The sequence below is a fragment of the Desulfitobacterium chlororespirans DSM 11544 genome, assembly GCF_900143285.1.
Classification (GTDB): Bacteria; Bacillota; Desulfitobacteriia; order Desulfitobacteriales; family Desulfitobacteriaceae; genus Desulfitobacterium; species Desulfitobacterium chlororespirans.
Genome location: NZ_FRDN01000009.1, coordinates 165,439 through 187,457, shown reverse-complemented (window position 1 = coordinate 187,457; position 22,019 = coordinate 165,439). Strand labels below are relative to the sequence as shown.

At 46.0% G+C, this 22,019-nt stretch carries 22 protein-coding genes and 1 pseudogene; 20 read left to right on the top strand and 3 right to left on the bottom strand.

Translation table 11 applies throughout. From position 1 onward, the window contains the following. Nucleotides 1-249 precede the first annotated feature (249 nt). The 3 genes from BUA14_RS15355 to BUA14_RS15340 form a co-directional block, all read right to left on the bottom strand. Nucleotides 250-726, bottom strand: a complete 477-nt coding sequence (locus BUA14_RS15355) for a hypothetical protein (RefSeq protein WP_072773413.1) — start codon at nt 724-726, stop codon at nt 250-252. A 7-nt stretch (nt 727-733) separates the two neighbouring features. Then, nucleotides 734-1,816: a hypothetical protein gene (locus BUA14_RS15350; protein ID WP_072773412.1), complete on the bottom strand. Its 1,083-nt coding sequence runs from the start codon at nt 1,814-1,816 to the stop codon at nt 734-736. 558 nt (nt 1,817-2,374) lie between these two features. After that, on the bottom strand, nt 2,375-2,596 hold the full coding sequence (locus BUA14_RS15340; protein ID WP_005810932.1) for a response regulator transcription factor: 222 nt from the start codon (nt 2,594-2,596) through the stop codon (nt 2,375-2,377). A gap of 256 nt (nt 2,597-2,852) precedes the next feature. On the opposite strand from BUA14_RS15340, the pseudogene BUA14_RS15335 reads away from it, so the two are divergent. The 20 genes and pseudogenes from BUA14_RS15335 to BUA14_RS15240 form a co-directional block, all read left to right on the top strand. Next, nucleotides 2,853-3,152: pseudogene (locus tag BUA14_RS15335) on the top strand (DUF4367 domain-containing protein); the annotation flags it as partial. 196 nt (nt 3,153-3,348) lie between these two features. Further along, nucleotides 3,349-4,203, top strand: a complete 855-nt coding sequence (locus tag BUA14_RS15330; RefSeq protein WP_072773410.1) for a bifunctional 5,10-methylenetetrahydrofolate dehydrogenase/5,10-methenyltetrahydrofolate cyclohydrolase — start codon at nt 3,349-3,351, stop codon at nt 4,201-4,203. Further along, nucleotides 4,203-4,838 carry a cyclodeaminase/cyclohydrolase family protein gene (locus BUA14_RS15325; protein WP_072773409.1) on the top strand — a complete coding sequence of 212 codons (636 nt, stop codon included), beginning with the start codon at nt 4,203-4,205 and terminating at the stop codon, nt 4,836-4,838. The genes BUA14_RS15330 and BUA14_RS15325 overlap by 1 nt, the downstream gene beginning before the upstream one ends. A 389-nt stretch (nt 4,839-5,227) precedes the next feature. Beyond that, nucleotides 5,228-6,178: a magnesium transporter CorA family protein gene (locus BUA14_RS15320; protein ID WP_072773408.1), complete on the top strand. Its 951-nt coding sequence runs from the start codon at nt 5,228-5,230 to the stop codon at nt 6,176-6,178. Between the two features lie 84 nt (nt 6,179-6,262). Next, nucleotides 6,263-7,474 (top strand): exodeoxyribonuclease VII large subunit, encoded by a 1,212-nt coding sequence (gene xseA / locus BUA14_RS15315; RefSeq protein ID WP_072773407.1) that lies wholly within the window; start codon nt 6,263-6,265, stop codon nt 7,472-7,474. Nucleotides 7,475-7,514: 40 nt separating this feature from the next. Continuing rightward, complete coding sequence (gene xseB, locus BUA14_RS15310) at nt 7,515-7,760, top strand: exodeoxyribonuclease VII small subunit (RefSeq protein ID WP_018211232.1); 246 nt, start codon at nt 7,515-7,517, stop codon at nt 7,758-7,760. A 4-nt stretch (nt 7,761-7,764) separates the two neighbouring features. Continuing rightward, entirely contained in the window at nt 7,765-8,634 is an 870-nt protein-coding gene (locus BUA14_RS15305; RefSeq protein WP_072773406.1) for a polyprenyl synthetase family protein, read from the top strand. A gap of 8 nt (nt 8,635-8,642) precedes the next feature. Continuing rightward, on the top strand, nt 8,643-9,086 hold the full coding sequence (locus BUA14_RS15300) for a divergent PAP2 family protein (protein ID WP_072773405.1): 444 nt from the start codon (nt 8,643-8,645) through the stop codon (nt 9,084-9,086). A gap of 23 nt (nt 9,087-9,109) precedes the next feature. After that, the gene (locus tag BUA14_RS15295) at nt 9,110-9,715 is read left to right on the top strand and encodes a hypothetical protein (protein ID WP_072773404.1); all 606 of its coding nucleotides are present in this window, start codon (nt 9,110-9,112) and stop codon (nt 9,713-9,715) included. Further along, nucleotides 9,693-11,588: a 1-deoxy-D-xylulose-5-phosphate synthase gene (gene dxs, locus BUA14_RS15290; RefSeq protein ID WP_072773403.1), complete on the top strand. Its 1,896-nt coding sequence runs from the start codon at nt 9,693-9,695 to the stop codon at nt 11,586-11,588. Before BUA14_RS15295 ends, dxs begins: the two co-directional genes overlap by 23 nt. Next, nucleotides 11,581-12,387: a TlyA family RNA methyltransferase gene (locus tag BUA14_RS15285; RefSeq protein ID WP_072773402.1), complete on the top strand. Its 807-nt coding sequence runs from the start codon at nt 11,581-11,583 to the stop codon at nt 12,385-12,387. Before dxs ends, BUA14_RS15285 begins: the two co-directional genes overlap by 8 nt. Nucleotides 12,388-12,393: 6 nt before the next feature. After that, entirely contained in the window at nt 12,394-13,200 is an 807-nt protein-coding gene (locus BUA14_RS15280; RefSeq protein WP_072773401.1) for an NAD(+)/NADH kinase, read from the top strand. After that, nucleotides 13,193-13,774, top strand: a complete 582-nt coding sequence (gene mnmM, locus BUA14_RS15275; RefSeq protein ID WP_072773400.1) for a tRNA 5-(aminomethyl)-2-thiouridylate-methyltransferase MnmM — start codon at nt 13,193-13,195, stop codon at nt 13,772-13,774. Before BUA14_RS15280 ends, mnmM begins: the two co-directional genes overlap by 8 nt. Next, nucleotides 13,771-14,223 (top strand): arginine repressor, encoded by a 453-nt coding sequence (argR, locus tag BUA14_RS15270; RefSeq protein WP_072773399.1) that lies wholly within the window; start codon nt 13,771-13,773, stop codon nt 14,221-14,223. Before mnmM ends, argR begins: the two co-directional genes overlap by 4 nt. A 30-nt stretch (nt 14,224-14,253) precedes the next feature. Next, nucleotides 14,254-15,921 (top strand): DNA repair protein RecN, encoded by a 1,668-nt coding sequence (gene recN, locus BUA14_RS15265; protein WP_072773398.1) that lies wholly within the window; start codon nt 14,254-14,256, stop codon nt 15,919-15,921. 206 nt (nt 15,922-16,127) lie between these two features. Continuing rightward, the gene (gene spoIVB, locus BUA14_RS15260) at nt 16,128-17,387 is read left to right on the top strand and encodes a SpoIVB peptidase (RefSeq protein WP_072773397.1); all 1,260 of its coding nucleotides are present in this window, start codon (nt 16,128-16,130) and stop codon (nt 17,385-17,387) included. Nucleotides 17,388-17,682: 295 nt separating this feature from the next. Next, nucleotides 17,683-18,501: a sporulation transcription factor Spo0A gene (spo0A, locus tag BUA14_RS15255; protein WP_072773396.1), complete on the top strand. Its 819-nt coding sequence runs from the start codon at nt 17,683-17,685 to the stop codon at nt 18,499-18,501. Nucleotides 18,502-18,638: 137 nt separating this feature from the next. After that, a complete protein-coding gene (locus BUA14_RS15250; RefSeq protein ID WP_072773395.1) occupies nt 18,639-18,983 on the top strand; it encodes a helix-turn-helix domain-containing protein in 345 nt (114 codons plus the stop codon). A gap of 42 nt (nt 18,984-19,025) precedes the next feature. Beyond that, nucleotides 19,026-19,901, top strand: coding sequence for a methionyl aminopeptidase (locus tag BUA14_RS15245; protein ID WP_072773394.1), 876 nt, complete (start codon nt 19,026-19,028; stop codon nt 19,899-19,901). A gap of 308 nt (nt 19,902-20,209) precedes the next feature. Beyond that, entirely contained in the window at nt 20,210-21,994 is a 1,785-nt protein-coding gene (locus BUA14_RS15240) for a methyl-accepting chemotaxis protein (RefSeq protein WP_072773393.1), read from the top strand. Nucleotides 21,995-22,019: the final 25 nt, after the last annotated feature.

Here is a 22,019-nt window from a genome sequence, read left to right as displayed (position 1 = left end):
TAAAGCAAGCCTGTTGGAGAAGCTCTCCGGAGGCTTGCTTTGTTTCAAACTCACCAATTATGGATAACCCAGGGAGATTCTTCGCTTTCTTTAATGAGAATATAATCCCAGTTATCTGCGCTTATGCTTGCATCCTAGGTTTAATTTCGGAAAGAGTTACATAAAGGACACATAGATTTATAGCGGTCCTGACCGTAATTGGAACGATAGCTCCGGGGAATGTGGGTGGTACGGTTTTGAGGTCCATAATTATCTTGGAGGAGAGATTTTTTTTTGAAGATAGAAATCATTGATTGCATCAAAAATACTATCCCTCGATTTGTATTTTATCCCATCAATATCGACAATGTCATTTGCGTAAACAAAAAAGTGAAGTGAATTACTGTCACTGGAAAACGTGTCGTTGGAAAAGGTAATAAAAAGGGAGTAGCCTTGTATGCTATTATCTTCGCATTTTAGAAAAGACGTTTTGTTAAATAAATCCTCAATCTGCTTTATGATTGCCGGATCCGTAAAATGGGTATTATTATTGCTATCACTGCTGACTATATCATAGATGCTGATCCTTTTTGTATTACTAATTTCCAAGGAAATCTCATCTTTCTTTTTTTGAATCACATTCAATGAATCGGGATTACCACATGCTAATATTGCCGTCATGATGGATATAAACACAAAAGCGAAAAGAATGCCACGTAAAACCCTGTGCACTATTATTTTAGCCACTGCTCACTTATCTCCAAAAGGTTTTTTGAATTACAATGGGGTATGGGCAATCATTAATGGGGTGACGATATAAGCCGGCAGCCCCCCATTTGGAGGTAACTGTTATATTGGAACCGCTTACAGATGTTACAAGTCCAGAATGAGTCCCAATCCAGTATACTTTGTCGCCGGCTATGGGGTTTGTAACTTGTGTATAACGAGATTCAGACATATATGCAGATGGATCATTCATCCACCACGGGTTGGAGCTCGAAGCTAAATACCATGCATATGAATGGCAGTTGTAGTTATAAGTAGCGGAAGACAATCTTGTAGCTGCAGGATATCTTGTATCATAGTCGTTATTTATCACTTTTTTTTGCTCTGCGTCAAAATCTTGTAGTTTTAAGACTAGAACTGTAACAGGAGGCGCTGGAGTGTAAACATAGCCGTAACCTAAGACATCCCCTGGTGCTGCCGCTGTCACCGATGTTTCTCCCACTACAAGGGGAGATATCTGAAATTTATCAGCTACTTGTTGTGAAAGTGTCACTATGATATGTTTTTCATCCTCACTTAGCTTATCCGATACTTTCGGATAGAGCAACAGAGACTCCATAAACATTTTTTGTATAATTTCTTTATCACTAATATGGCTTTTTGTTTCAACGGCCAGCATTTTTTCTGTAGAAGTCTTGTAATGAGTCAAAAGATTTTTTGCTAAGTCCGGTCTTTGCAAAAGAACGGCTGCGCCATTAAACTCCAAGGAAAGCCCTTTAAAACCTTGTTCTATAGTGTCATAGGCATAAATGTCAATCATAAAGGGGTACTCAAGTACCATTTTCAGCAATGCGGCTGTATCCATTTTTTCTGCAGTGCTTAATGGGATATTAAGCATTTCTTTCAATTGTACAGATGAGTAATTTCCCCATTCTTTTGAATTCGGCGTAATCGGAAATTCAAAAGGATCTTGCGAAGAAGAGATGTCTTTTCTATCAATATTTATATCTTCGACTAAACTTTGAGCAGTGTTTTCTGCAAATACTGCGGTAGTTCCGACACTTAATAACATCGCAATAACAAGAATACATGCCACTATATTTTTTTTCATACTTTTTACCTCCTAAAACCTAAAATAGAGTTGTTCTACAAGGCATCATTCTGATAGACTGTTCCTGTCGAAACCAGCCGATAATAATACCCGCTCACGACATATCTTTTTTGAGTCAGATAACCGCTATTGCGGTTGGAAGTACTCGTCCAGCTTTTGATCGTTTGCCAACTTTCATTATTGTGCTGTTGGGTGCTGGCATCAATGCGACTTTATCGATGTTGCTGCGGGCATAAAGACTGGCATTAAATTGAGCTAAGCCACTACCGGAAATGTCAAAAGAATTGGTGAATTCGGTGATGTTAACTCACATTGGGCCTTACGTCCGATTCAGTTGCCTGATTTGTGCCCTGAGCAAACATCTGCATAGGGGTCAGACAAAGAATGAAAAAGAGACAGAGTAAGCGCTACGGTTTTCTTTCTTATGACATTCACCTCCTTTTCTTTGCCCTTCTTTGACTTTAAGCCACATACTTATGCTTTCCTTATGTATATTTTGCACCGTTTTATAATACGGGTCTATCCCCCGCATGGAGGATATTTTCGAGTGTTTTCTATTTAAATATACATTTTATGCACGAATTGAATCAACTCAACTTGGCTTGAAACTCCCAGCTTGCGGTGAATATGCTTGAGATGAGTCCTTACTGTAGTTATTTCAATAGTTAAAGAATCCGCGATCTTTTTACTGCTATACCCTTTTACCCTTAATCGTAATACATCCTTTTCTCTATAGGTTAAGCTTTGGATATCCCGGTTCTGATCAGCTGGAAAATTCATGTCCTCCTCCCTCCTGACTTAAATTAAAGCAGCGCTGCTTTATAAAATACCTATCCCTCCATCGATCTTTCTTTGCAAATAAAGACAACCAAGAACGCTTTTTGCAACAAATACTTGATATAGACCAATGAATTTCTTACATTGGGATACCGAAGTGAGCTTGCCTGCGTAGCTTACTTTTTTCTATACCACATTGAAATTTAAAAGCTAACTATTAATATGTTTTGGTAGCACAGATTAGGGGTATGCCCCAAGCTATGTTCCCCAAGGATTTAAAGTGGACAAAATAGAAAAACGGGACCATCTGGAAGCCATTCATTATGCCAACGATCAGGGGCAAACTATCCGCTTCACCCGGTACTTGAACAGCAATACTGATGTGAGAATAGATACTGAAGGTGCTGCGGTGCGGAATATTATGATTCACGACAAGGAGGCAATTTTAGCTGAAAAGCAGGGGCTGGCCAGCATTGTCTGGGAAGATGATACTCTGTTTTCCCTGATCAGAGAAATAGAACGGGCGGAGTTGATCAAGATGGCCGAGAGTATCAAGTAAAATAATAAAAGATCCTCCACGGAATCAATAATAAACGAGTTGACCATAACTTGGCGATTAATGACGGAATAATCGAAAAGTTTACAAAAATACCACATAAATTGCTCCCAAGGAAAGGGAATTCCAGCCGGAATGGAGAATAGTAAAGGACGAACTGGTATAGTTTATGGATAAGAAAGAGAGGAGTGGGATTTCATTGGCTCAATTGCTGGACGGAAAAGAAATTTCCAAAGTTTTAAAAGAAGAGATCAAGGAAGAAGTAAAGAGGTGGAAGGAACAAGGGGTTAATCCTAAGCTGGCGGTGGTTCTCGTTGGAGACGACCCGGCTTCTGTGGTCTATGCGAAATCCAAGCAAAAAGTAAGTGACAGCTTAGGCATTGACTTTGAACTTGACCTATTGCCTGCCGAAAGTTCGGAAGAGTCCATCCTGGCCCTGATTGCTTCCCTTAACGCTAATCCCGATGTTCATGGTATTATGATCGAGCTGCCCTTACCGAAACATATTTCCAAAGAGCGTGTCATGGCAGCCGTGCGTCCTGATAAGGATGTAGACGGAGTTCATCCCATTAACCGTGGCTATATTCTCAGTGGGGAAGAAGGTCTGTTTCCGGCAACTCCTGAAAGCTGTATCGAAATCATGCTCCGCTCGGGAGTTGAAATCGCCGGCAAGCATGTGGTGATCGTAGGGCGGGGAGAGACAGTTGGCAAGCCCTTGGTTTTCCTGATTCTTAAACATAATGCCACCGTGACCATCTGCCATTCCCGTACTCCGGATCTGGGAGCGTTTACCCGTCAGGCGGATATCATCGTGGCCGCTGTAGGTAAAGCAAAACTTGTTAAGAAAGATATGGTGAAACCAGGTGCCATCGTCGTCGATGCCGGTATCAATGAGATCCCGGGCGGAATTTGCGGGGACGTTGATTTTGAGGAAGTTAAAGAAGTCGCTTCCCTCATTTCACCGGTACCGGGGGGCGTAGGCTCATTAACCACCGCCTTGATCATGAAAAATGTTCTGAAGGGGATTACTCTGCAGCACAAGGAGGGTCAATAATGGCTGAGAACACAATCTGGCAATGGACAAGCGCGGAATTCCTGGCCCAGTCCGCCAGTGCCGCCCCCACCCCCGGTGGTGGAAGCGTGTCCGCTTATGTGGGTGCTTTAGGAGCTTCCATGGTATGCATGGTTGCAAATTTGACTGTGGGTAAGGAAAAGTATAAGGATGTAGAGCCTCAAGTCCAAGTCATCCTGGCCAAAGGTGAGAAGCTCCTCCATGATCTGAAAAATGGTTTGACCCAGGATATTGAAGAATTCTCCAATTTCATGGCTGTCTTGAAGCTTCCTAAGGATACAGAGGAGCAAAAACAAGCGCGCTCGGTCAAAATGCAGGAAGTCCTGGTTTCAGCTACGGACACTCCTTTGGCCATTGCGCAAAACTGCTATGCGGTTCTGGAGCTGGCCCAGGAACTGGCCCCCATCGGCAATAAAGGAGCCATCAGTGATGTGGGTGTAGCCGCCTATCTGGCTGAAAGCGCCCTCAAGGCAGCTATGTTCAGTGTGGACATCAATCTGCCCCAGGTCAAAGACAGTGATTATCAGGAGAAGGTTAAAGCGGAACGGGAACGCCTCTTTGCTCAAGCCGAAAAGCTTAAGAATGAGACCGTAGCCGTGGTGCAAAGCAGACTTTAAGAATCAAGATTTATCAACGAGGCTCAGAGAGAGTATAGGTGTTTGCTTAAGAAGGGGAGTGTCACAAAACTGCTTTATTTAAAGCAGCCGGTGATGCTCCCATTTTAAGTATGGCTGAGTTTTCCTTTGGGCCATAATAGTAATAGTCTTTGGCCTTTAGGAAATAAAAAAATATGTAACATGATGCATTTTTATAAGAGCACAGCTTATTGACACATATTAACTCAAGGAGTATAGTTCTAATGGAGCTTAAAATGACGGGATGGTGATTAAACTGGACGCTGGAGGCCCTAGTCGAAGGAAATTGAATATTTTATCCAAAAATAGGGGTGTGTCCGGTTTTAAAGCAGAATTTGTGATTCAGCCGGCCACCTAAAGGGGGAGACCGGATGATCAAAATTTGTAAAAATGATGCAGGCAATTATCAAGAACTATCCTTGGACAATCTAGTTAAAGGATCTTGGATTCAACTTGTGAATCCCACCTCATGGGAACTCAATGCCATAGCGGAGGCTACGGAAGTGCCTATGGATTTTCTTAAAGCTGCCTTGGACGAAGAAGAACGCTCACGTATTGAGCTGGAAGACCATTGTATGCTGGTGATTACCAATATTCCTTTGATGATTGATGAGACGAATTACGATACTCTGCCTTTGGGAATGATTATCTCAGAAGGCCACATTATTACGGTCTGCCTGGAAGATAATCCGGTATTTTCGGAGTTTAATGCCGGTACCTACCGGAATTTCAACACGGCAAAGCGGACCCGCTTTTTATTCCAGATTCTTTATAAATCGGCTTCTTATTATCTTAAGTATCTGCGCCAGATTAACAAGTACACGGATCGAATCGAGATGGACCTGCGCACCTCCATGAAAAACCAGGAAATTTTTCAATTGATGGATCTGCAAAAAGGTTTGACTTATTTCACGGTCTCTCTGCGCTCCAATGGAGTGGTCATGGACCGTTTGATGCGTTTACGGTCCAATAGTCAAAGCCAGCACTTGATTAAGATGTATGAAGAAGACGAGGATTTGCTGGAAGATGTCATCATTGAAAACAATCAGGCGATCCAAATGGTTGAGATGTACAGTCATATTATTGTTGGTTTCTCCGATGCTTTTGCGTCGATCATCTCCAACAATCAAAATATGGTCATCAAGCTTTTGACTTCTATAACCATTACGATGGCGGTACCGACCATGTTGGCCAGCTTTTGGGGAATGAATGTTCCCGTTCCTTTTGGCAATAACCCTTACGGGTTTGGCTTGGTTACCGTGATTGCCTTTAGTATTGCCGGCATCAGTGCCTTGACCTTGTGGAAAAAGAAAATGTTCTGATAGGGGGGGAGACCTCCCTTTTTGTTTTTCCTCTATCTTGAAAAGTCGCAGGCATCTTTGTATTATGAGTAAGAGGTGAAAAATGTGCCTAAGATTTGGACAGTTGCCGAATTAACACGAGAAATCGGTCAGACCCTCAATGACAACCCGGATTTTGTAAATTGCTGGGTCAGCGGGGAGATTTCCAATTACAAAAACCACCGTCCCTCGGGACATTGGTATTTTACTTTAAAGGATGAGCAGTCCAGCATGAAGGGGGTTATGTTCCGCAGCCGTGCGGAACGGGTTCGCTTCACCCCTCAGGATGGGATGAAAGTGCTGGTGCGGGGAAGTATCCGCATCTATGAGCGGGATGGCACGATTCAGCTTTATGCTGAGGAGATGCAGCCCAGCGGAGTAGGTGCACTTTATTTGGCCTTCGAACAACTTAAGGAACGCTTAGGCCAGGAAGGTTTATTTGCACCGGAGCGCAAAAAAACCATCCCCCGTTACCCCCGTCGCATCGGTATTGTTACCAGTCCCACAGGGGCTGCCATTAAAGATATCCTGAAGGTCATGTTTCGTCGTAATCCGCAAATTTCCTGGATTCTGGCACCGGCCGCCGTTCAAGGAGAACTTGCTCCCAAGGAGGTGGCTCAGGCCATTGCCCGGTTGAACCGGCACTCCCAAGTGGATGTGATCATTGTCGGCCGCGGCGGCGGCTCCCTGGAGGAGCTCTGGGCCTTCAATACCGAGGAAGTGGCCCGGGCCATTGCCGCCTCCGGAATTCCGGTGATTTCTGCGGTAGGCCATGAGACTGATGTGACCATTGCGGATATGGTAGCGGATCTGCGGGCCCCCACACCTTCTGCTGCGGCTGAACTGGCTGTCCCTGTCTGGCGGGAACTGAAATCCGACCTTGAGCAGCTGGAGGCCCGGCTGCACAGCACCATGAGCTCACAGCTGCAGCGGAAAAGGCAGCGGTTGGACAGCCTAAAAACTATAGGACCTCTTTCCAATCCCTTTTGGCGTATCGATCAAAACCGCCAACGCCTGGATTCCCTCAGTGAACGTGTGGAGCAGGGCATGACTAGATTTGTTTCTGATAAAAATGGTATACTAAAGCTATTGACTGCGAAGCTGGATTTATTAAGTCCCTTAGCAATTTTGGGGAGGGGCTACTCCCTCACCTATGGTCCCAAAGGGAATGTTCTGCGCAAAAGCGAAGATATCAATGTCGGTCAGCAGGTGCAAGTGCGGCTGCAGCAGGGGATACTGACCTGTGCCGTATTAGCCAAGAGTGTTGACGCAGATTAATATTCAGATTAATACAGCAAATTCTTAAAGGGGAAATATGATGGAAGCAGTGAATAAAGAGTTATCCTTCGAAGAAGGGATCGAGCATTTAGAGCGTATTGTCCGTGAGCTTGAGCAAAAAGAGGTCCCTCTTGAGCAGGCACTGAATCTCTTTCGCCAGGGAATTGAGCTTGTTCAGAAATGCAATAACCAGCTTGATTATGCTGAAAAGCAAATGCAGATTCTCCTGGAGAATCCCAATGGGGAGTTGGAAGTACGCCCGGCCGATTTTCCTGTGGAAGGATGATTTGATGTTTCAAAAGGAATTAGAAGATTATGCTCGATTAGTGGATTCGTATTTGGCACAATTTCCTTGGCCAACCGGCACTTTAACTGAAAGCATGAACTATTCCCTTTCTGCAGGGGGCAAACGCATTCGTCCTGTACTGGCTCTGGCGGCGGCACATGCTGTGGGAGGGGAAGGTGAAGATATCCTTCCGGCGGTCTGTGCTTTAGAGCTTATACATACCTATTCTTTGATCCATGATGATCTTCCCGCCATGGACAATGATGATTATCGGCGGGGACGTTTGGCCAATCATAAAGTTTTTGGCGAAGGGCAGGCCATTCTTGCCGGTGATGCCCTTTTAACCTATGCTTTTGAACTGCTTGCTCAGCCCATGAGTGGGGTAGATTCTCAACGTCAGTTGCGGGCTGTCAGGGAAGTTGCCCAAGCAGCGGGACCGGAGGGAATGGTCGGCGGTCAGATGCTGGATTTGGAAGCTGAAGAAAAGCAGTTGAATCTTGCTGAGCTGGAGCGGGTCCATCGCCTGAAAACCGGAGCGATATTGGTGGTTGCCGCCCGTTTAGGGGCAATTCTCGCCGGAGGAACGGAAGAGAAGATTGAAGCGTTGACCCGTTATGCTCAAGCCATCGGCCTTGCTTTCCAGATTAAGGATGATATCCTCGATCTGGAAAGTGATAGCGAGACCTTAGGTAAGCCTGCCCATAGCGATCTCCGCCAGCATAAATCCACTTATCCCTCTTTAATGGGTTTGGCAGGCGCTAAGCTGGAATTGAAGATAAAGACCGATGAGGCTCACGCCGCCTTGACGGTTTTAGGAGAGCGGGCCGTCTTTCTGCACGAATTAGCTGATTATATTGCTCAGCGAAAGTATTGAGGTGAAGCATGAGCGTACTATCAGGAATTCTGGATAACTACATACTGATCTCTGCTATGATAGCCTGGCTTATTGCTCAGACATTGAAACTGATCATCAATTTTTCCATCCATAGAACCTTTGATGTGGCTTTCCTTTTTAGCTCAGGAGGGTTTCCCAGTTCCCATTCCGCCACCGTGAGTGCTCTGGCCATTGGCGTTGGGAAATACTATGGATGGAGTTCGCCGATTTTCGCCATTGCTGCGATTTTCGGCATGATTGTCATGTACGATGCGGCCGGAGTGCGACGGGCAGCCGGCAAGCAAGCGGAAGTGATCAATCAATTGGTAGAGGGACTTTATCAGCAAATGACCCATCTGTCCCAGGAACGCCTTAAGGAGTTAATCGGCCATACACCCTTTGAAGTCTTTGCCGGGGCGATTGTCGGTATTATTGTTGGGGTGCTGATGTAAGGTCATGATGTGGAGGGTCACTGTTGGGATATAAGCGCAAGAGCTGGAAGCATATTGCCTTTGTCTTCCTGCTCAGTTTTACATTGGCGGTCATTACCAGCCTGGGAACGACAATTTTAATGAGGAAAACCAATATTGTGTTAGCCCTCATTCTTTTGCTGGTCATTGTTATTATTAATATTGGTTTCGATGTGATTGGAACTGCTGCTACCGCTGCTACCGAGCAACCTCATCACGCCAAAGCGGCCAACAAGGTGCCCGGTGCCCGGCAAACCGTCTTTTTGGTCCGCCATGCGGATACAGTGGCGAATTTTACCAATGATATAGTTGGCGATGTGACAGGCGCCATCAGCGGCGGGATGTCCGCTTCCATCGTCCTGGAAATCATCAGGACCTATCCGGCCTTAGAGGCTCATGAGATTTGGATTGATACCCTGCTGATTGCCCTGGTGGCCTCCGTTACCGTAACGGGAAAGGCTGCGGGCAAGACCTTTGCTATTCAAAAAGCTGATGAGATTATTGGGCAGGTGGGGAGCCTCACGGCCCGAGTTGAAGATTTAACAGGTTGGACAATGACAGATAAGAAACGGAAGGGGGGAAAGCGACATGGGAATTCTCGCAAAAATTGAGCAGCCGCGGGATTTAAAAGGACTGACTTATCCTGAGCTGGAACAGCTTGCTCAAGAAATCCGCGCCGAAATGATCGATGTGGTCTCTGCCAATGGAGGGCATTTGGCTCCTAATCTTGGCGTTGTAGAATTAACACTTGCCTTGCATCGGGTATTTGACAGCCCGAAAGATAAAATCATCTGGGATGTAGGTCATCAAAGCTATGTGCATAAACTGGTCACAGGCCGGCAAAAGGAATTTAAAAGCTTAAGGCTTTATAAAGGTCTGTCCGGTTTCCCGAAACGCTGTGAAAGCCCTCATGATTGCTTTGAAACAGGTCACTCCAGCACCTCTATTTCCGCGGCGGTGGGCTTTGCCAAAGCAAGAGATCTTCGTAAAGAGAAGAATCAAGTGGTTGCCGTCATCGGTGATGGAGCTATGACCGGAGGAATGGCTTTTGAAGCGTTGAACCACGCCGGTCATACCAAAACCAATATGATTGTGGTCCTTAATGATAATGAGATGGCCATCGCCCAGAATGTGGGGGCCATGTCTTCTTACCTTAACCGGCTGCGTACGGACCCCCGTTATGATCGTAGCAAAGATGAGATTGAGAATCTGCTCAAGAGGATTCCAGGAATCGGTTCCAAGATGGCCAAAGCAGCGGAGAAAGCCAAAGACAGCCTGAAATATCTGCTGGTGCCGGGGCTCTTGTTTGAAGAGATGGGCTTTACCTATCTTGGCCCCATCAACGGTCATGATCAAATCGCTTTGGAACAGGTTTTTGAGCAAGCCAAGATGGTGAAGGAACCTGTACTTGTTCATGTTTTGACTCAAAAAGGAAGAGGCTATGAGCCTTCAGAAAAAAATCCCGCTCTCTTTCATGGAGTGGGACCTTTCAATAAGGTGACCGGGGAAGTGATTAAAAAACCGGCTCCCCCCACCTATACCCAAGTCTTTGGCGAGACTCTGTGCGAACTTGCGGAAAAGGATCCGCGGATTGCAGCGATTACAGCGGCCATGCCCAGCGGTACCGGTCTTAATCTCTTCGCTCAGCAATTTCCTGATCGTTTCTTTGATGTAGGAATTGCGGAGCAGCATGCGGTGACCTTTTCAGCAGCCCTGGCTTTTGGGGGAATGAAGCCTGTGGTGTCGATTTATTCTACCTTTTATCAACGGGCTTACGACCAGGTTCTCCATGATGTCTGTCTGCCCCATGCCAATGTGGTCATGGCCATTGATCGGGCCGGAGTGGTTGGAGATGACGGACCAACCCACCATGGAGTTTTTGACATTTCTTTTTTAAGAGTGATACCGAATTTGGTGTTTATGGCGCCGAAGGATGAGAATGAGCTGCGCCATATGCTGTATACTTCTTTGCAGCTGGACGGACCGGTGGCCCTGCGCTATCCCCGTTCTGTGGGCCAAGGGGTGGAGCTGACTGAGGAACTGAGGGAGCTTCCCGTGGGTAAAGCCGAGATCCTTCAAGAGGGTAAGGATATTACTCTGATCGGGGTTGGCCCGATGGTGTATACCTGCCTGGCTGCGGCGGTTGAGCTTCGCCACCGGGGAGTGGAAGCGACCGTCATTAATTTGCGTTATATTAGTCCTTTGGATAAGGAGTCGATTCTTCGCTATGCCCGGATGACCAAGCGTATCATCACTGTGGAGGACCATATGCTGGCCGGCGGTATGGGAAGTGCCGTCGTGGAAGTTCTGGCGGATGAGGGACTGGCTGATGTGGTCGTCGAGCGTTTAGGCTATGACGGGTATGTGGATCAGGGAGCCATCTCTTTGCTGCATCAAGGGTATGGTTTGTCTGTTGTTGGCATACTAAAGGCAGCGGAGCGTTTAAAGGTTTTACAGCGGATTGAGGGTAGAAGCAGTGTCTAAAGGGAAAGAACGACTGGATAGTTTGCTGGTAAAAAGAGGATTATCCTCCAGCCGGGAAAAAGCCAAAGCCACCATCATGGCCGGGCTGGTCTACAGCCAGGGGCGGCGGCTGGATAAGCCGGGCCTGGAACTGGCTGAGGATACCCTTCTGGAAGTCAAGGGAGATCTTATACCCTATGTTTCCCGGGGCGGTCTCAAACTGGAGAAGGCCCTCAAGGTTTTTCCCGTATCCTTTGCGGGAGCCGTTGTCGCCGATATTGGCGCCTCTACGGGAGGGTTTACGGATTGTGCTTTGCAAAACGGTGCCCAGCGGGTCTATGCCATTGACGTAGGCTATGGACAGTTGGATTGGAAACTGCGTACGGATTCCCGGGTTGTCTGCATGGAACGTGTCAATGCCCGCTACCTTGAGGGGGATTCCTTGCCGGAACAGGTGGATTTTGTGGTATCTGATGTGGCTTTTATCTCCGTCACAAAGATTTTTCCGGCCATGCTGAAGATACTCAAAGAGGATGGCCAAATTATAACCTTAATCAAACCTCAGTTTGAGGCGGGGCGGGAGCATATCGGAAAAAAGGGAGTTGTCAAGGACCCGCAGGTTCATCAGGAGGTCCTGGTTCATGTCCTGGAAGAGGCGGAGAAAAATGGGCTTAAGGTTAAAGGCTTGGACTTTTCACCGATCCGCGGTCCGGAGGGAAATATTGAATATCTGGCCTGGTTAAACCGTGAACAGGGCAACTTACCTTGGCGGGAATGGATTCCTGAGATTGTACAAGATGCTCAACGAGGAAGGTCGTGAGAAGCTGTGGATCGAGTCGGCTTGTGGATTAATCACAGTAAACCTGAAGCTATAACCTTAGCCGGGCAGATCACCCACTGGTTTGCAGAGCGTGGGTGGAATGTTTATACTGATTGGGAAAAGATCACTGCTCAAGGTGTGCGCTTTCTCATCTCTTTAGGGGGGGACGGGACGTTGCTGGAGGCCTCCCGGGAGGCGGCTCCTTATGCTATTCCCGTTCTGGGTGTCAATCTTGGCCGCCTGGGATTTCTTTGTGAAATTGAACGAAACGAGATCTTTGATGCTTTAGACAAGATCACGAATCATGACTATAGTATTCAGGAACGGCTTATGCTCACTGCGACTGTGAATGATGCAGACCAGACTTTCGACGTATTAAACGATGTGGTCTTTTTGAGAGAGCCTTCTTCGGCTATGGTTACCTTGCAGGCTAATCTGACGGGAGAGACTTCTGTAAGCTACCCGGCCGACGGTTTGATTGTATCCACGCCTACAGGCTCTACTGCCTATGCTTTATCCGCAGGGGGACCGATTATGAGCCCTAATGTAGAGGCCATCTTGCTGACTCCTCTGGCGGCTCATTCCTTATCGGCTCGTCCGATGGTCATTTCTGATCAAGAGAATATTGAAATCAGCTTAGTCCGCGGCGAAGAGTGTATCGTCAGTTTTGACGGTTATCATCGGACGGCTATTAAATATGGGGAAAAGGTTGTTATCAAACGGGCTTCTATTAATGCCTTATTAATCCGCCTGGGGAAAAGAAGTTTTCCTCATGTGGTGCGGGAGAAATTAAAGGATCGTTGGCATGAATAATCGACTTCAAGATATACAAGGGTTTCTGAGGACTATGCTTAGGGCAAGCATCCAGGCGGGAGATATTGCTTTGGATCTCACAGCCGGCCGGGGACGGGATACTTTGTTTCTTGCCCAGTTGGTGGGAGCAGAAGGAAGGGTTCATGCCTTTGATGTTCAGGAGGTTGCCCTTCAGGAAACCCAACGGCTGCTCAAGGAACAGCAAATGGCAGAGCGTGTCTGTCTGTATCATTGGGATCATGGGCGGTTGCTGGAAAAAGTTCAAGACCCTGTCCAGGCAGCTATGTTTAATTTAGGATATTTGCCGGGACATAGTCAGAAGATTACCACCCAAGCCGCCTCAACCCTTGCGGCCCTGGAAGCCGTACTCCAATTGCTCCGCCAAGGCGGTGTCATCGCTCTTACGGTGTATCGCGGTCATCCCGGCGGGTTGGAGGAAGCTGCTGCAGTGGAGGAATTCTTAAGCTGTTTGCCGCGCCGAAAGTATAGTGTCTTGCGGGGAGAGTATATCAATCAACTCCCCAATGCACCGTACTGGATTTTGGTTCAGAAGAATAAGGGGGATACCGAATGAAGACCCGTCGCCAGATGAAAATCCAAGAAATTATTAATAATCAAGTGATTCATACTCAGGAAGAGCTGGCTGAGCTATTAAGGAAGGCAGGCTTTGATGTAACCCAGGCCACTGTATCCCGTGACATCAAAGAAATGGGATTAATCAAAGTTCCCACTTCAGGAGATGATTACCGGTATGCTGTTCCGGGGACGGCTCAGCCTCTCAGCACACCGGATCGACTGAAAAGGCGACTGAGAGAAACTGTGGTTACAGTGAATGACAGCGAGAATTTAGTGGTTCTGCGGACTATTCCGGGGAATGCCCAAGCTCTGGCCAGTTTAATCGATCACAGCAATTGGGAAGAAGTGATTGGAACAGTGGCAGGTGATGATACCATTCTCTTAGTGGTTAAGCCGGCCGGTGCCGTACCCATCGTCCGGGAACGCATCGCTAAGCTTATGGAATAGGGTCATTGGTCAAAGGGGAGATGGATTGATATGTTAACAGAAATCCATGTAGAGAATTTCGCCTTGATGGAAGCCGTGCAATTATCCTTTTCCCGGGGATTAACTATTTTTTCCGGAGAAACGGGTACAGGTAAATCCATGCTTATCGATGCTCTTGGCGTATTGCTCGGAGGCAGAGCCAGCACGGACTTTATTCGTCATGGCCTGGAAAAAGCTTTGGTGGAGGGAATTTTTGAAGAATGTCCCCCGGAGGTTCTCGAAGGTCTGGCAGAAGCCGGTTATCCCATTGAGGACGGTCAGCTGATTCTTTCCCGTGAAATCAATCGCAGCGGCAGAAATATCTGCCGTGTTCAAGGAAGAACTGTTCCCTTAACTCTCTATCGAACCTTAGTTCAAGGTTTAGTGGATATCCACGGTCAAATGGAACATCAATCCCTGTTTAACCCGGACAGCCATCGCCGCTTGCTGGATGCCTTTGGGGGAGAGCAGCAACTGGAGCTTCTTAAGCGGGTGAATCAATCAGCCAAAAATTATCGCGGTCTTCTCCAGCGGGAACAGCAGCTTCTGCGCAGTGAAGCGGATAGAGAGCGGCGTGAAGATATTTTGCGCTATCAAATCGATGAGATCACCGCGGTTGATCCCCAACCGGATGAAGAGGACTCCTTATTGCAGGAAAAGAAGCGTTTGGTCAATTCGGAAAAGATTATGGGAAATATCACCGAAGTATATTCCCTTTTATATGAGGGCAATGGGCAATCCTCTGCATTTGATCAAATCGGACGGAGCAGGAAAGCCTTGCAGGAAATCCTCCGCTATGATGAGGATTGCAGCACTATGCTTGAGCCCATCGAGTCCATTTATTACATGATTGAAGATTTAGCCTCTCAAGTCATGTCTTACCGGGAAGGATTTGACTTTGACCCTGGCCGCTTAGACCAAATCGAGGAGCGTTTAATCCAATTGCAGCGCTTGCGAAAATACGGGCACACGGTCCAGGAGGTTCTCCAAACCAAAGAAGAGATGTTGAAAGAACTTCATACCATAACCCATCTTCAGGGCGAGTTGGCATCTTTGCGCCGGGATAAGGAAGCAGCCCTCCGGGGTTATGCGGAAAAAGCTAAGGAACTATCCCGGGTCCGGGAAGTTCAGGCCCAGCGGCTGGCGGAGGGTTTGAAAAAAGAATGTGCTGATTTGGGGCTGGAGAAAAGCAGTTTTCAAGTTCACTTCACTGCCCTGAGTGAACCCCAGGCAGGTGGAGCCGAACAGGCTGAATTCTATTTCACCGCCAATGTGGGTGAACCCCTTAAGCCCTTGGCCAAGGTAGCATCCGGTGGGGAAATGTCCCGCTTAATGCTGGCCATGAAAAGCTTGCTCTCCAAACTTGAAAGTGTGGGTACTTTTGTCTTTGATGAAGTGGACAGCGGTGTCGGTGGACGCACTATTCAAAAGGTGGGAGAAAAATTAGCCAGGATAGCTGAAGGCAAGCAGGTTTTTTGTATAACCCATGCTCCTCAAGTGGCCGCTTTTGGGGATCATCATTTTGGTATCCAAAAAGAAATTATTAATGAAAGAACACGAACCCGCATTCAATATTTGACAGAAGATGAGAGGATCCATGAATTAGCCCGCATGCTGGGCGGCGATGAAGAAGCGATCGCCTTGGAGCATGCACGCAAACTTAGGAAAAAAATTCAATAATCTCTTATAGAAATGAATTATAATGGAGATTTTATAGAATAGAAGGTGAATTTGGCCTTCTATTTTTTTATTTGGTAATTCAGAACGGAATTGACAGGATGAAAAGAAATCGCAATGGTTAATTTATTATTAGAATCCGAAAAAAATAATAGCATAGGGAGAAAGGAAGAACATGGGGAGACAAAAAGACGGAGGGTGATAAGAGAGTGAAAACGAAGAGAGCCATGGTCTTCGCCAGTGTTCTTCTCTGTACCTTTCTCAGTCTTAATCCAACACTCCATCAGGTAGCTCAGTTTCCGGTACTCCAAGAATCCAGTCAGAGCGATTTTCCCCAGCTGACAGGAATCTTGTCCAGCCTGATAGTTACAGAAGAAGTAAAAGCTGCCGAAACGGACGCGATCATGGCTGCCAACACGGGAAAGTCTGAAATTGTTCAGGTCACTTACAAACTGTTCGGACTGATTCCCTTTAAATCCAGTGCGATCCAAGTCATGCCGCAGCTGAAGCTTTTACCGGGTGGACAATCGATTGGAGTGAGCCTGCAGGCTAAAGGTGTCATGGTGGTCGGTCAAGCTGCAGTGCAGAACCAGGAGGGGAAATTAGTGTACCCGGCTAAAGAGGCGGGAATCGAAGTAGGGGATATCATCCTGAAAATTGACGGTCGCGAAATGAACAGTGATCAGGATGTAGCCAATGCCATTCATCGTGCCGGCGAAAAGCAGGGGTTCTCAGAAATTCTTTTAAATCACAATGGTCAGACTATGCAAAAGAGGGTGTCAACAGTCTATTGCCCGGAAACCAACCGCCATCGTGTGGGTCTCTATGTAAGAAATGAAGCAGCGGGTGTCGGTACCCTAACCTTCTACGACCCCACAAATCACAAATATGGAGCATTAGGTCATGTTATCAATGATGTGGATACCAACCAAAAGATTGAGATTCTTAACGGCAATGTGGTAGCTTCGACAATCTATGCTATTGAGAAAGGAAAACGGGGACATCCCGGAGAAAAGATTGGCTCATTCGTTAACCAGTCGAGATTCTCAGGTAATATCGAGAAGAATACCGTGTCCGGTATTTTTGGTTCTTTAGAGGGGGAAATCAAGAATCCTTACTTCCAGGAACCGATTACCGTAGGCTGGGAATCGGAAATTAAAGAAGGGCCTGCCAAAATCTATACTGTATTAGAGGGAGAACGAATTGAAGAGTACGATGTACAGATAGAACGGATTATGCACAATCGTACGGACAGCAAGAATATGGTCATTAAAGTAACCGATCCGGAGCTTATCGAGAAGACGGGCGGGATTATTCAGGGCATGTCAGGGAGCCCTATCGTCCAAGACGGCAAAATTATTGGAGCGGTTACTCATGTTTTTGTTAATGATGCTTCCCGTGGCTATGGTGTATTCATTCAGAATATGCTTAAGGACGCTGAAATAATCGATAAAAAAGAAGTAGCATAACTAAATTGGCAATGAGCTTTAGCACTTCCATTGAGACGGCGGTCTCAATGGAAGTCTTTCTTTAAAGAATTTGTGTCGAATAATAGAATATTTGACTGAATTTTGGCAAAATCAGGTAAGTGCTATTGAATAGTTGATTTCAAGTGGTATACTGTAATAAGTTGCTTAATTTTTTCACAAAAGAGAGAATTAAGAGGAATCGTGCTGCAATTGTAATTTTATCTGCCTATAGCAGGAAATAAATATACAATTGTCGAAAGATTAACCATGTTCGTGCAAGGGGGAGCCATTTTTTATGCAAAAACCCATCAGAGTTTTATTAGCCGATGATAATCGGGAGTTTGTTGAGGTTTTAAAGGAGTATATTGTACGCCAGGCGGATATGCAACTGGTGGGAATTGCTTACCATGGTAACGAAGCCTTAGACCTGATCTACCGTGAGCAGCCTGACTTGGTGGTCCTGGATATAATCATGCCTCATTTGGATGGTCTGGGAGTTTTGGAAAAACTTCAGGATGATATTAAGAAACCTCGCGTGATTATACTTACTGCTTTTGGGCAAGAAAATATGACGCAAAGAGCTGTTCAACTGGGAGCGGATTATTTTATTCTCAAACCCTTTGACCTGGAAACACTGGGCAAAAGAATCCGCCAACTGCAGGGACTTATTCCTTTAGTAAAATATGAGAGTCCGGGAAATGGTGCAGCGACCGCCTCCTCTATTGCAGCGACCTCTTCTTCTTCGGCCGTTGGTGCGAATACACGTAATCTCGAAGTTGAAGTGACCCGCATGATCCATCAGATGGGTGTTCCCGCTCATGTTAAAGGATACCAGTATTTAAGAGATGCTATCGTCTGTGTGGTTCAGGAGGTATCACTCCTGGGAGCTGTGACGAAAGAACTGTATCCAATGATTGCGGAAAAGTACAATACTACTCCCAGCCGGGTGGAGCGAGCTATCCGCCATGCTATTGAGCTGGCTTGGGACCGTGGCAATATTGAATTTATGAATCGCTTTTTCGGCTATACCATCAATGTGGACAGGGGTAAACCCACCAATTCTGAATTCATCGCCATGGTGGCGGATAAATTAAGAATGGCGAAAATGCTGTAAAAAAATCACCCTTTTATATCAATAGGACATATTGATTGGGAGGGTGTTTTTTATGGTTAAAAATAAGAGTAAAAGTTTGCAACTCATATCAGGTATCTCACGGATAGTTTTAGTAAAATAGGGTGGGAGTGAGGGCAATGTCTGTGCAGACAATCGAAGCAATGGCCAAATGGGTGGAGGATAATATCGCCAAGAATCCAACCTTGACAGAAATGTCGGCATATGTGGGCTATTCCCCCTATTATTGTTCGGCAAAGTTTCGCGAACATATCGGCGTGACCTATAAACAATTTCTGGCCCGGTGCAGGCTTAAGGCCGCCGCTGGCGATTTGGCCAATACCAATGATAAAATAACGGAAATTGCCTTTCGGTATGGTTATTCCTCATCCGAATCATTGACAAGGGCCTTTGTGGCTGCATTCAAATGTTCTCCAAGTCAATTCCGCAAATCTTTGCCGAATATACCGGTTTCAGAGGGATAAACGGCTGTTTAATTCCAGTTTCTCAAGGTGGGGGGGTACTTCATGTCAGACAAATTAGGCAGGAATGAAGAGTGTTGGTGTGGCAGCGGACAAAAGTACAAAAAGTGTCATGCCAACATAGAAGAAAAAATAAAGAGCTATGCCGCAAAAGGCTTTGAAACACCGGACCGCAGTTTACTGAAAACCCAAAAACAGATTGAGGGCATCCGCGAGAGCAGTAAAATCAATATAGCCTTGCTGGACTATATAGGGGATTTTGTCGTCGAAGGTGTAACTACCGAAGACCTTGATCGGCTCATCTATAACAAGACAAAGGAACTGGGCGGAATACCTGCAACCCTGAACTACAAGGGATATCAAAAAAGCAGTTGTATCTCTGTCAATGACATAGTATGTCATGGTGTCCCATCAGGGGGGGGAAAGCTGGGAAACGGGGATATAGTCAACATTGACGTTTCCACTCTCTACAAGGGCTTTTATTCAGATTCATCACGCATGTTTTGTATTGGTGAAGTCTCTGCTGAAAAAAGAAAACTTGTCACGGTGGCAAAAGAATGCACTGAGCTGGGAGTGCAAGAGGTTAAACCATGGCGATTTCTTGGTGATGTGGGGCAAGCGGTGAATGACCATGCCAAAAAGAATGGCTATACTGTTGTGAAAGAGATAGGCGGACATGGGATTGGGGAAAAGTTCCATGAAGATCCCTGGGTGGGCTATGTATCTAAACGGGGTACAGGAATGTTGCTTGTACCTGGGCTGATTTTCACTGTAGAACCGATGATCAATATGGGCAAGGCAGGAATAGTTCTCGACCAAAACGATGGCTGGACGGTTTATACAACCGATGGCAAGCCCTCTGCCCAATGGGAAAAGACGGTTCTTGTTACGGATACAGGATGCGAAATATTGACGTATTAAAGCTGCATAGTTTGACGGTGGTTTCAGATTGAAGCCACCGTTTTTCCCTGTCCCGGTCCCCTTTTGCAGTGTAAGTGCAACTCCAGCCATTGCCTTAGTTGTGTGTAAGGAGAATCTTTATTAAATAAAAGTTATAAAAAAATATTACATTTATTTAATTAGAACGCTATTTTATAAAAATTATTAAAGAGTTATAATGAGATAGATCAATTGGCGATAGTTACTTATTTTTTCTGAAATTAAGCCAAAACGCAACATTATTTAACGAACACTAGCAACAGTATTTGTGAAAAGGGAGGCAAAACAGTGTGAAAAGAATTAAATACAAAATACTATTATCTTTTTTAATTTCTTCAGGTCTCTTAATCGGCCTGTTTGGCGCTTATAACATTGTCAGTCTGATAGGCTGGAATCAGCTGGAGGGACAATCCATTAAAAAAATGCTGTATGATGATTACGATAATGTGATCAAAAGTGAAGTGGAGACCGCAGTCCATCTTGTGGATTTTTATTATAAACAATGCCAAGAGGGTCTGATGACAGAAGCAGAAGCCCAGGAAACGGCTAAAAAGGCAGTCAAGGAATTGCGCTATGGGAGCGAAGGATATTTTTGGATTGATGATGTTCATGGTATTCTCGTTGCCCATCCCATGCTTCCGGATCAGGAAGGAACGGATCGCCGGGAACTGACCGATCCTAACGGAGTCAAGTTGATCCAACAGCTGCTCAAGGCGGCCCAGGAAAATGAAAACGGCGGGTATTCAGACTATATGTGGGAAAAACCCAATGATGTGGGGACAAACGAACTCAGCCCGAAACGAGCCTATTCCAAGGAATTTCAGCCCTGGAACTGGGTAATCAGCACGGGGAATTATGTCGACACGATTGATGCTTTGATACAGGAGAAAAATCAGGAATTAGGGAACCATCTCAGGCAAATCGTCATGGTATCTGTTCTGATTACTGCCGCTGCATTGATTATTCTGGCAGTCATTAGTTTACAAATCAGCCGGAGAATTTCCGATCCCCTCAACGCCCTGGTCAAGGCCTTCGAAAAAGATGCCAACGGGCAGATTTACATACAGGAAATCAACCATACTTCTGAGGACGAAATAGGCTTGCTGGCGAAAACCCTCAATGAACTGTCCGCTCAGTTAAGAAATTTTATCAGCGGCGCACAAAACGGTGTACAAGATCTGACGCAACAAGCCAATGATTTCAATTCTTTAGCAGGGCGGGTAGAAGATACTGTCCAGGATTCGGCGGAAAAGACTGCCAGAATCAATGAATTGATGGAAGCGGTGGCGGCCTCTACCGGCGAAATCACCCGGGCTATTGCGGAGATTGATGCAGCATTGACCTCCATCTCCCAAAGAGCAGAAGAAGGGGCGGTTTCTTCCCATGAAGTAAGTGATAGGGCGCAAAAACTACAGGATGATTCGAACCATTCTATTAAAAAAACTAAGGCAATATACGATACAACCCGTTCCGGTGTGGAGCAGGCCATATCCGAAGTGAAAAAAGTAGAGGAAATGATTCACCTTTTAAGTGAGATAAACGCCATTGCCGATCAAACGGACTTGTTGGCCTTAAACGCTGCCATTGAAAGCGCCAGAGCCGGAGAAGCCGGTCGAGGATTTGCGGTTGTTGCCGATGAGATAAGAAAACTGGCGGAAAGTACGGCGTTGACCGTGCAAAAAATTGAAGGGATCTCTCGTCAGGTCATTGTTTCCGTGGATAAACTGGTGGACAATATCCGGCAGGTTCTGGTGTTTATTGAAAAAGATGTGCTTGCTAATTATGACAACATGGTAAGTGTAGGGGCGAAGTATGCCAGTGATGCCAAACATATCAATGCCATCATGCTGGAATTAAGTTCTACTTCCGAGGAAATCAGCGCGTCAACCAATGAAGTATCCACAAGAACAGGCGAGGTTTCCGGCAGTATTTCAGCAAGTGCCGAAAGCGTTGAGGGGATTTTCCAGCAAACCGAAATGATCTTGGACCATATGAAGGAGATTAAAAGCAATTCAGAAAATAATTTGGCTACAGTGACAGATCTGAAACAATATATCGATAAATTTAAAATTTAAATTAATGTCTGAAAGACATTAGGGG

What these genes read in the sequence shown, in the direction of transcription:
- spo0A (WP_072773396.1), top strand. Translation starts at nt 17,683, where the DNA reads ATGCAAAAACCCATCAGAGTTTTATTAGCCGATGATAATCGGGAGTTT.
- dxs (WP_072773403.1), top strand. Translation starts at nt 9,693, where the DNA reads ATGGGAATTCTCGCAAAAATTGAGCAGCCGCGGGATTTAAAAGGACTG.
- BUA14_RS15325 (WP_072773409.1), top strand. Translation starts at nt 4,203, where the DNA reads ATGGCTGAGAACACAATCTGGCAATGGACAAGCGCGGAATTCCTGGCC.
- BUA14_RS15305 (WP_072773406.1), top strand. Translation starts at nt 7,765, where the DNA reads ATGTTTCAAAAGGAATTAGAAGATTATGCTCGATTAGTGGATTCGTAT.
- BUA14_RS15350 (WP_072773412.1), bottom strand. Translation starts at nt 1,816, where the DNA reads ATGAAAAAAAATATAGTGGCATGTATTCTTGTTATTGCGATGTTATTA.
- recN (WP_072773398.1), top strand. Translation starts at nt 14,254, where the DNA reads ATGTTAACAGAAATCCATGTAGAGAATTTCGCCTTGATGGAAGCCGTG.
- BUA14_RS15320 (WP_072773408.1), top strand. Translation starts at nt 5,228, where the DNA reads ATGATCAAAATTTGTAAAAATGATGCAGGCAATTATCAAGAACTATCC.
- BUA14_RS15340 (WP_005810932.1), bottom strand. Translation starts at nt 2,596, where the DNA reads ATGAATTTTCCAGCTGATCAGAACCGGGATATCCAAAGCTTAACCTAT.
- xseB (WP_018211232.1), top strand. Translation starts at nt 7,515, where the DNA reads ATGGAAGCAGTGAATAAAGAGTTATCCTTCGAAGAAGGGATCGAGCAT.
- BUA14_RS15245 (WP_072773394.1), top strand. Translation starts at nt 19,026, where the DNA reads ATGTCAGACAAATTAGGCAGGAATGAAGAGTGTTGGTGTGGCAGCGGA.
- BUA14_RS15300 (WP_072773405.1), top strand. Translation starts at nt 8,643, where the DNA reads ATGAGCGTACTATCAGGAATTCTGGATAACTACATACTGATCTCTGCT.
- argR (WP_072773399.1), top strand. Translation starts at nt 13,771, where the DNA reads ATGAAGACCCGTCGCCAGATGAAAATCCAAGAAATTATTAATAATCAA.
- mnmM (WP_072773400.1), top strand. Translation starts at nt 13,193, where the DNA reads ATGAATAATCGACTTCAAGATATACAAGGGTTTCTGAGGACTATGCTT.
- BUA14_RS15250 (WP_072773395.1), top strand. Translation starts at nt 18,639, where the DNA reads ATGTCTGTGCAGACAATCGAAGCAATGGCCAAATGGGTGGAGGATAAT.